The sequence below is a fragment of the Pseudomonas sp. 300 genome (assembly GCF_055803035.1).
In genome coordinates this window covers 680,355-690,332 of record NZ_JAVLRV010000002.1, presented here as the reverse complement: position 1 = coordinate 690,332, position 9,978 = coordinate 680,355, and the positions used below count along the sequence as shown (strand labels likewise).

The window sequence follows — 9,978 nt, the reverse complement described above, 5'->3', positions numbered from 1 at the left end:
ATGAGTTGACCGCAGCTCCCGCCGTAAGGGCGGCCTCCTGGGCCGCCGATACCGCAGCAACGGATATGCACCCCATCCAATGGACAAAGTTCGCCATCAAGCAACGCGCTCAACCGTATCCGCCCCCCCCTTCTTGCTGGCGCCATTCCAGCGCACCAAAACGATTCGAACAACTTTGTTCCACACATACCCAACCCCAATTCCACCGACGATGGCAACGACCACCGCGAGCGCGGGCAGGTCAACAATATGCCGGGCCAAGGACTGAAACTGAAAATGCGTCAGATAAATAAACAGCGTTGACGCCGCAATTAACGCAAGCCCCCGGGCAATAAGCCCTGGCACCGGAATTGACCTGACCCAAACCAGTAAAAGTACGGCAGGGATGGCGATATCAACATAGTTATTGGCGATTTCTTGCGCGCCAGGCCCGAAGAGCAGCAGAAGATCCTGCCCGCCAATCACCACCACGGCAACCGCACTGACAATCCACTTCTGGGCCCGGGAATGAGCAAAGTGAACGGCCATTCCAAGCACCATGACCGCAAGGTAGTGCTGCGGCACGCGGTTATAGAGCGGTGCCGCATCAAACACATACGCACTGATCATGATGTCGGCCACGGCCAACGCACATGACGCCATAACAAGGCAGCGAAACGGGTTGGCAGTAATGACGTTCCTGACGCGCTCGAACGACAGAACAAACCCGATGATGAGTATCATCTGCAGGAGCACTTCAACATACCAGTAGGCAAAAACACCGATGAGACTCGGTGGAAACCAGTTGGAAATCAGCAACATTGTTTGCCAATGAACCCGGTCGAACAGCATCTGGTTCAAGAGTGTGTAAAGGATGGTCGGCACCGCGATACTGACCACTGACCTGATCAGCGTATGCACATTGCCGCGCTCATTGATGGCTTGAAACTGGAACCTCGCCAGACTGATGCCAGAGATCAAAAACAATACCGTCGTTTCGCCTGCCACTAACCATGTCGAGAACAGTTGAAGATGCCCAACGACAATCAGCATGATCGAGATGACACGTAACAGGACAGGAACTTCCATTGCCCTGATGGACAACTTTGAGGCCCTGGTTTTACCGGCCAACCCGGCAAGTTCACGCACCGGTGTCATTTCCCATTGATCAGGCAGCTGACCGATCAGCTCTTCAAGCACCATTGAAGCCTGAACAAACGACAGCGAATCTCCACCCAGTTCGACAAATGTCAGGTTGGCGTCGATGCGCGGGACCTGAAGTATTTCAGCCCAGGCCTGCGCCAGTTTTAGCGCGAGCGGCGATAGGTCCTGATGGGAACTGACGGACGCCGCCTCTGTGTTCGCGGCTATCGCAGGCAACGCCCGCTTATCGATCTTTCCATTGGGCGTCAGTGGAATAGCGTCCAGGAAGACAAACAACGCCGGCACCATGTATTCCGGGAGGCGAGTGTTGAGGTACTCGCGCAGCTCAACCGTTGAAACAGCGGTTATTGAAACGCAATAGGCGACCAACCTGACCAGCGCGTTGTCATTGACTGCCAGTACAACGCACTGCTTGATCAGTGGATGCTGTGACAGTGCGCCCTCGATTTCAGCCAGCTCGATGCGATGACCGCGAATCTTGACCTGACTGTCGCCCCGCCCCAAAAAACTGACACTGCCATCTGAAAGATAAGTTCCAAGATCGCCGGTTTTATAACAAATGTCGTTCTCGACATTCGTAAACGGATTCACCACAAACTTTTCCCGGGTTTGCGCGATGTCACCCCAGTAACCCTGAGACAAATAAGGACTGCGTATCAGGATTTCTCCGACCTCTCCTTCATGCACCAACTGATGGGTGTCATTCACGACCAGCAACTGCGCGCTTTCAATGCCTTTGCCCAGTGGAATCCTGGCGTTGTCGGCTTCAGGGTCGACGCGGTGGTACGCCATGGCCTGGGGCGTTTCCGTCGTGCCGTAAAAATTAACACTGACGGCATTGGGTGCAATGACGCGCATTTGCTCGTACAGCGAAAGGCTGAGGGCATCGCCGCCCCAGAACAGGTATCGAAGCGCGCTGAATCTTGCCCCCTGAAGTTTTGCGCCGGTTTCTATCAACTTCCCCAACGGCGGTGTCAGATGAACAATTGAAATTCCATTCTTGTGTATCCACCTCGCCAATGCCGCAGGGTCTATGACCGTCGATTGAGCGGGGATGAAAACTTTTGCGCCAATCGACAATGGGGTAAATACATCCCGGTACACAGGGTCGTGTCCCAGTCCGGACAACAGGGAAAAGCAATCGTCTTTTGACAAGGAATGATGCTGGGTATGCCACTCGATGAAATGTACCAAAGGTGCATGAGTGGCCACGATGCCCTTCGGTTCGCCGGTGCTGCCGGAGGTGAAGGTGATGTAGGCCGGATGCGCAGGGTCGACTTCCGGCAAGGCACTTTGATGAAAGGCGAACTCACGCAGTGATTCGCCGGGATCTTCCGCAATGCTGACGACTCGCGGCGCCGAACGCCCTGCCTCGAGGTGTTCGGGATTGAGATCGACGCTGGCCCCACCGCAAAGCAGGACAAAGGAAGGTTGCAACGCCCGGATGATTTGCCCGATGCGCGCCGGTGGATACGCGACGTCGGCAACCGTGAACGTCAACCCGGCACGCAAGGCGCCGAGCATTGCATAGACCAACCCCGCACAGCGATTGGAAACAATAACCACCCGGTCGGATTCGTTAGCACCATTGACCTTCAGAAAGGACGCAATGCCATGGCTTATCTGTTCGAGCTGACGATAGCTGCACGTCGCGTCGTGAGAGACGACCGCTACGGCGTCGGGCGAGCGCTGAGCCTGTTGCAAGAAGTCCATGAATATCGGGCGATCGGCACAGTACTCCAGATGAAGCGCTGGATTTGGGCGGTGGTCCTGCATCTTGGATTTGTGCTCCGCATGATCTGTACAAGGTTAATACCGTGACCCGCAAATGCTGAGTGAGATTAGCCCCCCTGACCTCAGTCTGCTACCTTTCCCACGTTCATTTGGTACCCGGCCTCCTGGAGGCATAGCATGCGCCCTCTTCGCACCCTCGCCCGTCGCTGGCTGCAATCACTGCTGTTGCTGAGCAGCGTCATACCGGCGATGGTCAATGCCGAGCCACGACCCGGGCACATGGTCTATCTGCGCGCGATTGATCCGGGCATTGAGCAGGACATTCGCTACGCCAGCCCTCACAACTTCACCGGCCACCCACTCGACGGTTATGCCGCTGCCGAATGCCTGTTGACGCTGGACGCCGCCAAGGCCCTCGCCCGGGTGCAAGCGTCGTTGCGCGCGCAAGGCTACGGTTTGAAGGTGTTTGATTGTTATCGACCGAATCGGGCGGTGGCCGATATGGGCCGCTTTGCCAATGAGCCGGGCGACCCACGCAAGACTGAGTTCTACCCGCGCGTGGACAAGCAGGACTTCTGGCGCCTGGGGTATGTGGCGCGAGTGTCGAATCACTCCAGAGGCTCGACCGTGGACCTGACACTCACAGGTCCGAAGGCCTTGCCCGCCAGCACCTGGACGCCCTCGGCCACGCAGGTCGATTGCACCGCACCCTACGATCAGCGCTGGCGTGACGGCGCACTCGACATGGGCACCGGCTTCGATTGCTTCGATGAGCGGGCGCATACCGCCAACCCGACGATCAACGCGAACGCCCTGGACAATCGCCAACGGCTCGCTAGCGCCATGGCAAAAGAGGGCTTCTCCGGGTACTCGAAAGAATGGTGGCATTTCACTTTTGGCGGCGCACAGGCACCGAACAACGTCATGGATTTCCCCATTGCCCCGCTGGACGCCAATGCAGCGCTCGACAGCAGCCATCAACTGATTGTGGTCACCACAAAAAGCTGGGATGACCTGCAAGGCAGCGCCCAGCGCTATGAACGAGACGGCAACACCTTCCGCAAGTATGGCGAGGCGTTTACGGTGGTGGTCGGCAAAAACGGCATGGCCTGGGGCAAGGGGTTGAACAGCGTTGAGCCAGGTGCAGAACCCGTCAAACACGAAGGCGATGGAAAAGCGCCGGCAGGGGTATTCAAACTGGGAACGGCGTTCGGTTACGCGACCAGGGACAACACGAAACTGCCCTACCTCGCACTGACGGCGACCACCGAATGCGTAGACGACAGTCGTTCCGAACACTACAACACGCTGGTCGACGGCGCGGCGACGCCCAAGGACTGGAACAGCTCCGAGCGCATGCGCAGCGAAGACGGCTACCGCAAAGGCATTTTCATCGAACACAACACGCCGGCGTCTCCCACCTCGGGCTCATGCATTTTTTTCCATATCTGGCGCAGCCCGACATCGCCGACAGCAGGTTGCACGGCCATGGATCAAGCGGACATCAGCCGATTGTTCGACTGGCTCGATCCGCGGCAGTCTCCCCTGTTGGTGCAAATGCCCGAAGCGCAATACGCGCACTTGCGCGAGCGCTGGAACCTGCCGGAACGGTGATCAGTCAGCCTTGCTTTAAATCGAGGCAATAGGTGTAGTAACCCGTTTCGCGCACGTAGCCCAAGGATTCATACAAACGCTGTGCGCCGTGATTGTCCGTGGCGGTTTCCAGCACCAGGCCTTTGGCGCCGCTCAATACCGCGAAGTCGCGCGCGGTGTTCATCAGCAGCGTTGCGACCCCACGCCCCCGTGCGACGGGTGCGGTGAAGAGGTCACCGAGCAGCCAGGTGCGGTGTGCGTCGATGGAGGAAAAAGTCGGGAACAACTGGACGAACCCCAGCGCTTCGCCAGCAGCGTCGAGGACGACGAAGATCGCCGACTCATCCCGGGCAATGCGCTCGGCGATGAAATCGCGAGACTGTGTCAGGTTCGAAGGTTGGCCGTAGAAACCTCGATAGGCGTCGAACAGGCGGGCAACGTGGTCGAGGTGGGTGGCGTCGGCGCGATGTACCTGGACATCCATGAGCGGGGTCTCCGTGAGGCAGCAGTGATGTGTCGGGCGATGTCGACAAAGGGTGTGACGATCAGACTATAGATCGTCAGGTACCGATCGTGGTCCTGCTCGCCAGTGCCAAACCGGATCTGCTCGGGCTTCGAGGTGGTGACGTACAGCGTACCGAACATCCAGTCCCGCTAGAAGGTGATGTCCGCGGCGGGTTTCACATCGATCCGTGCCACCGAACCGGTCAGGTGCGCCAGGTCCTTGTTGTGCTCGGCAATGATGTCTTCAGCGGCGAGGTTGCCGTTGTCGACGGTGGAATGAGCGTCAGCGGCCAGCACCACGTCATACCCCAGTTTCAGCGCCTGACGCACAGTGGCGTTAACGCAATAGTCGGATTGCAAACCACAGATGACCAGGCGTTCGAAATCCTGCACCGGCAACAGCTTTTGCAGGTGGGTCTGGTAGAACGAATCCGGTGTGGTTTTGCGTACGCGCCAATCCGTGGTCGAGACGTCCAATCCTTCGGCCAACTGCCAACCGTCGGCACCATGGGCCAACGGGCTGCCGGCTTCTTCGTGTTGGATCAACACGATCGGAATCCCGGCCCTTCGGGCACGAGCACTGAGCGTGTTGATGGTGTCGATGACACGCGCAATCTGGAAGCACTCGTACTCACCGGAGCATAGAGCCTGCTGGACGTCGATGATTAACAGTGCGGTGGTCATGGTTCCTTCCTTGAAATATCGGTGAGTCAGGGGACAGAAAACCTGTCCCCTATGTAAAAACGATCCCCTTCCAAATACAACCCTCAATAACCGAGCGATAGCCCGGTGTTACGACGCGGATCGTTCGCTCCGTAGAAGCGGTTCTTGCCCACCGGTTTACCGTCCAGCGACGGCGCGCCGACCAGGATCGCGGCGATATGGTTGGCATCCTGCGGCCCGGCAAACTTGTGACCCCAGCTTTCGAGCAGCTTCACCGTGTCCGGGCTGGTGGTGAAGGTTTCCAGGTTGGTCTCCTCCGGTAGCCATTGCTGATGGAAACGCGGCGCATCGACCGCTTCCTGGATGTTCATGCCGTAGTCGATCACGTTGAGAATGGTCAGCAGGGTCGCGGTGATGATACGACTGCCACCCGGTGTGCCGACCACCATCACGACTTTGCCGTCCTTGGTGACGATGGTCGGGCTCATGGACGACAGCGGCGCCTTGCCCGGCGCGATGGCGTTGGCCTCCCCTTGCACCAGGCCGTACATGTTCGGCACGCCGATTTTCGAGGTGAAGTCGTCCATTTCGTCATTGAGGATGACCCCGGTTTTGCTGGCCATGACGCCAGCGCCGAACCAGTCGTTCAAGGTGTAAGTCACCGAGACCGCGTTGCCCCATTTATCGACGATGGAGTAATGGGTGGTGTTACTGCCTTCGTGCGGCGCAACGCCTGGTTTGAGCTCCCGGGACACGCCGGCTTTTTGCGGATTGATGGCGGCGCGGATTTTGCTCGCGTAGTTTTTATCCAGCAAATGGGCGATCGGGTTCTTCACGAAGTCCGGGTCGCCAAGGTAGCTGTTGCGGTCCACATACGCGTGGCGCATGGCTTCGATCTGGTAGTGCATGCCCTGCGCCGAGTGGTAACCCAGATCCTTCATCGGGTAACCGTCGAGGATGTTCATGATCTCGCAGATCACTACGCCGCCGGAGCTTGGTGGCGGTGCCGAGACCACGTGGTAACCACGGTAATCGCACTCGATGGGCGCCAGTTCGCGGGTCTTGTATTTGTCGAGATCGGCCTGGGTGATGATGCCCTTGTTTGCCTGACTGGAAGTGACGATCGCGTCAGCAACCCAGCCCTTATAGAAGCCGTCGGCCCCCTTCTCGGAGATTTCCCGCAGGGTTTTGCCCAGGTCTTTCTGCACCAGTTTCTGACCGACCTGCATCGGCTCGCCATTGCTAAGAAAAATCGAGCCGGAATCTTTTATGTCCTTTTTGAAGACGTCGGTGGCGTACTCCAGCAAATCGACATCGCCCTGTTCCAGCGTGAAACCGTCTTCAGCGAGCTTGATGGCCGGGGCGATCACTTCCTTGCGCGGTTTGGTGCCGTACTTGCTCAGCGCCAGTTCCATACCGGACACGGTGCCCGGCACACCGACGGCCAGGTGACCACGGGTGCTGAGGTCCGGCACGACGTTGCCCTCTTTGTCGAGGTACATATCGGCAGTGGCGGCCAGCGGGGCTTTTTCGCGGAAGTCGAGGAAGGTCTTGCGCCCGTCCGCCAGTTGAATGGTCATGAAACCACCGCCGCCCAGGTTACCGGCCGCGGGATACACTACCGCCAGCGCATACCCGACCGCGACCGCGGCATCGACGGCGTTACCACCGTTCTTGAGCACATCGACGCCCACATGACTGGCCAGATGCTGGGCCGTGACCACCATGCCGTTTTCGGCTGCGACGGGAGCAACGGAAGCGGCGTGAGCGACCAGGCAGCTCAGCGCCAATGAAGTCGCGATGAGCGATTTGGCAAAAGGTTCGAACTTCATGAGTCGGTCTCTTTTTGTTTTTAGGGTCGGTAAAAAACAGAGAAAACGTTTCAAGAGCAGTACGCAGTATGGCTGGGATTGCGTATTGCGCCTCCCCGTCGAGGCAGTATGCTTGCCGCCTGCTCACCTGTTTTCGGAGTTGGCCCGCATGAGTTACACCTTCACCACCCTGGCGTCTCCGGTCGGCGAATTGAAGCTGGTTGCGAACGGTTCAAGACTGGCAGCCATCCTCTGGGAAAACGACAAACCGAACCGCGTACGGCTCGGGCCGATGAGTGAGTCGGCGGACAACCCGATCCTGGTGCGCACGGTTCAACAGTTGCAGGAATACTTCGCCGGCACGCGAAACCGCTTCGACCTGGAACTGGATTTTTCCGGAACAGACTTTCAGAAGAAGGTGTGGCAGGCACTGTTGACCATTCCGTTCGGCGAAACGCGCAGCTATCGCCAGATTGCCGAGCAGATAGGCAACCCGAGCGCGGTGCGTGCGGTGGGTGCGGCGAATGGCAAGAACCCGATCTCGATTATTGCGCCGTGTCATCGGGTGATTGGCGCATCGGGAAAGTTGACCGGGTTTGCGGGCGGGCTTGAGGCCAAGGAATTGTTGCTGACGCTGGAAGGCGGCCAATGGGGTGGGACACGGCGACTGGAAGGTTTTTGATTTTTGTAGGAGCGGACTTGCCAGCAATGGCGACCTCAACGGCAATGCAAGTTTCAAGGTCGCATCGCCGGCAAGCCCGCTCCTACGGCTCAGACTGCGGTGAAAATAGTGTTCATCGCCGCATACTGCAACAGCATGATGGTCTTCGCATCGCAGATCTCCCCGCGATAAAACGCCTCCAGTGCGTCGTCGAACGGCCATTCCAGCACTTCCAGTTCTTCGGTCTCTTCTTCCAGCCCCCCGCCCTCGCTGACTTTCGACGAAGCGTCGTATTCGGCGATGAAAAAATGCAATTTTTCAGTCACTGAACCGGGGCTCATGTAGGCCTCGAAGACCTTTTGCACATGGTGCACGCGATACCCGGTTTCTTCCTCCGCTTCATCGCGGATGCGTTCTTCGGGTGCGGCACCTTCGAGCAACCCTGCGGCCACTTCGATCAACAAGCCGTCGTGGCCATTGACGAACACCGGCAAGCGGAACTGACGCGTCAGCACGACGGTTCTCTTTTCGCGGTTGAACAGCAGAATCGCCGCGCCATTGCCACGGTCGTAGACCTCGCGGGTCTGGCGTTGCCATTCGCCGTTATTGCGCTGGTAGTCGAAAGTGATTTTCTTCAGCAGATACCAGTCGTGGGACAACACCTGGGACTCGATGATGTTGACCCTCTCGGCTGTGTTCGGCATGACTACGCATCCTCATTTCGTCAGAAAACGCCCATCTTAGACGAAAAGCCCCTCACGACAGTTGAGCCTTGTATTCCTTCTCGTATTGCCCGGCGAGCGTTTCTTTCTGCTTGTCATCGAGCAGCTTGCCGGCCATCTGGAAGAACTTCTGCTCTTCCTCCTTCAGATGGTGATGAACCTTCTCGGCGAGCTTCTTCGCGGTCGCCAGCCAAGCCGGGCTGGACATCTCGGTCTCGTCGAGTTCTTCCATCATTTCGTCCATCTCGTGATGTTCGGAAATCGCGTGGCGACTGAGGTCGACGCCGTTGTCGAACTCCATCAACGGAATGTAGAAATGCCGCTCTTCAGCGGTTTCGTGTGCCTGGAGTTCGGACTTGAGCTGCTTGTAGGCTTCCGCGCGTTCCGGGGTGTCGCCGCTGGTCTGAATCAATGCATCGGCGTAGGTGCGTTGGCGGTCATGGCTTTCGCGCAAGGCTTCAAAAATGTTCACTGGCAATCCTCATCGGCCGCGTTCTGGAATGACGCTGTAAAGCCTAGACAGTTGCGCGCTGGCGACGGTTCCTCTGTTCAACAGGGGATAGAACAATCTTCGCGACCCGGATACGCTCGTACCTCACCGCCATAAGGATGTAGCCGATGACACTCAGCATCGAACTGTCGCAAAACCCGACACCGGAAGATCGCGAGGCGATCCTTGCACCGTTGCGGGCCTACAACGTCGCCCAAGCGGGTGATGGCAAGGCACAACCGCTGGCATTGCTGGTGCGCAATGACCAAGGCGAAATCCTCGGCGGGCTGTACGGCCGGTTTTTCTACCAATGGTTGTTTATCGAATTGTTGTCGGTACCGGAACAGGGCCGAGGACAAGGCATCGGTTCCAGACTGATGCAGATGGCCGAAGATATGGCGCGGGAGAAGGAATGCATCGGCATCTGGCTGGACACCTTCGACTTTCAGGCGCCGCAGTTCTACAAGAAGCTCGGTTACAGCGAATTGGGGCAGATCGTTGACTACCCGCCGGGGCACAAGCGCTTCTTTTTTCAGAAGCGCCTGATCAACAACGCATGACCCTGTGGGAGCGAGCCTGCTCGCGATAGCGGCGTATCAGTCGACATTGATGTTAATGACACACCGCTATCGCGAGCAGGCTCGCTTCCACAAGGGT

9 protein-coding genes and 1 pseudogene are annotated in these 9,978 nt (G+C 57.9%); 3 read left to right on the top strand and 7 right to left on the bottom strand.

Going from position 1 to position 9,978, the window contains the following annotated elements; translation table 11 throughout:
- Positions 1–96 precede the first annotated feature (96 nt).
- A complete protein-coding gene (locus Q7W83_RS09405; RefSeq protein WP_473655908.1) occupies positions 97–2,919 on the bottom strand; it encodes an amino acid adenylation domain-containing protein in 2,823 nt (940 codons plus the stop codon).
- Between the two features lie 135 nt (positions 2,920–3,054).
- On the opposite strand from Q7W83_RS09405, the gene Q7W83_RS09400 reads away from it, so the two are divergent.
- On the top strand, positions 3,055–4,491 hold the full coding sequence (locus tag Q7W83_RS09400) for a M15 family metallopeptidase (RefSeq protein ID WP_150634388.1): 1,437 nt from the start codon (positions 3,055–3,057) through the stop codon (positions 4,489–4,491).
- A 4-nt stretch (positions 4,492–4,495) separates the two neighbouring features.
- On the opposite strand, the gene Q7W83_RS09395 is transcribed toward Q7W83_RS09400, so the two are convergent.
- The 4 genes and pseudogenes from Q7W83_RS09395 to ggt form a co-directional block, all read right to left on the bottom strand.
- Positions 4,496–4,954, bottom strand: coding sequence for a GNAT family N-acetyltransferase (locus Q7W83_RS09395; RefSeq protein ID WP_150634389.1), 459 nt, complete (start codon positions 4,952–4,954; stop codon positions 4,496–4,498).
- Positions 4,855–5,121, bottom strand: a pseudogene (locus Q7W83_RS09390) (hypothetical protein); the annotation flags it as partial. The pseudogene Q7W83_RS09390 and the gene Q7W83_RS09395, both read right to left, overlap by 100 nt.
- A 3-nt stretch (positions 5,122–5,124) precedes the next feature.
- A complete protein-coding gene (locus Q7W83_RS09385; protein WP_150653106.1) occupies positions 5,125–5,658 on the bottom strand; it encodes a cysteine hydrolase family protein in 534 nt (177 codons plus the stop codon).
- Between the two features lie 83 nt (positions 5,659–5,741).
- A complete protein-coding gene (gene ggt / locus Q7W83_RS09380) occupies positions 5,742–7,469 on the bottom strand; it encodes a gamma-glutamyltransferase (protein ID WP_150634391.1) in 1,728 nt (575 codons plus the stop codon).
- 148 nt (positions 7,470–7,617) lie between these two features.
- On the opposite strand from ggt, the gene Q7W83_RS09375 reads away from it, so the two are divergent.
- Positions 7,618–8,130, top strand: a complete 513-nt coding sequence (locus tag Q7W83_RS09375; protein ID WP_150634392.1) for a methylated-DNA--[protein]-cysteine S-methyltransferase — start codon at positions 7,618–7,620, stop codon at positions 8,128–8,130.
- Between the two features lie 89 nt (positions 8,131–8,219).
- On the opposite strand, the gene Q7W83_RS09370 is transcribed toward Q7W83_RS09375, so the two are convergent.
- Both Q7W83_RS09370 and Q7W83_RS09365 read right to left on the bottom strand, forming a co-directional pair.
- The gene (locus Q7W83_RS09370; RefSeq protein ID WP_150638663.1) at positions 8,220–8,813 is read right to left on the bottom strand and encodes an NUDIX domain-containing protein; all 594 of its coding nucleotides are present in this window, start codon (positions 8,811–8,813) and stop codon (positions 8,220–8,222) included.
- A 52-nt stretch (positions 8,814–8,865) separates the two neighbouring features.
- Positions 8,866–9,303, bottom strand: coding sequence for a hemerythrin domain-containing protein (locus Q7W83_RS09365; protein ID WP_150638665.1), 438 nt, complete (start codon positions 9,301–9,303; stop codon positions 8,866–8,868).
- A gap of 146 nt (positions 9,304–9,449) precedes the next feature.
- Between Q7W83_RS09365 and Q7W83_RS09360 the strand changes: the two genes are divergently transcribed.
- Positions 9,450–9,881: a GNAT family N-acetyltransferase gene (locus Q7W83_RS09360; protein WP_150634395.1), complete on the top strand. Its 432-nt coding sequence runs from the start codon at positions 9,450–9,452 to the stop codon at positions 9,879–9,881.
- Positions 9,882–9,978 lie beyond the last annotated feature (97 nt).

Excerpts from the sequence above, each read along its gene's own strand:
- Q7W83_RS09405 (WP_473655908.1), bottom strand. The coding sequence starts at position 2,919 with ATGCAGGACCACCGCCCAAATCCAGCGCTTCATCTGGAGTACTGTGCC.
- Q7W83_RS09400 (WP_150634388.1), top strand. The coding sequence starts at position 3,055 with ATGCGCCCTCTTCGCACCCTCGCCCGTCGCTGGCTGCAATCACTGCTG.
- Q7W83_RS09395 (WP_150634389.1), bottom strand. The coding sequence starts at position 4,954 with ATGGATGTCCAGGTACATCGCGCCGACGCCACCCACCTCGACCACGTT.
- Q7W83_RS09385 (WP_150653106.1), bottom strand. The coding sequence starts at position 5,658 with ATGACCACCGCACTGTTAATCATCGACGTCCAGCAGGCTCTATGCTCC.
- ggt (WP_150634391.1), bottom strand. The coding sequence starts at position 7,469 with ATGAAGTTCGAACCTTTTGCCAAATCGCTCATCGCGACTTCATTGGCG.
- Q7W83_RS09375 (WP_150634392.1), top strand. The coding sequence starts at position 7,618 with ATGAGTTACACCTTCACCACCCTGGCGTCTCCGGTCGGCGAATTGAAG.
- Q7W83_RS09370 (WP_150638663.1), bottom strand. The coding sequence starts at position 8,813 with ATGCCGAACACAGCCGAGAGGGTCAACATCATCGAGTCCCAGGTGTTG.
- Q7W83_RS09360 (WP_150634395.1), top strand. The coding sequence starts at position 9,450 with ATGACACTCAGCATCGAACTGTCGCAAAACCCGACACCGGAAGATCGC.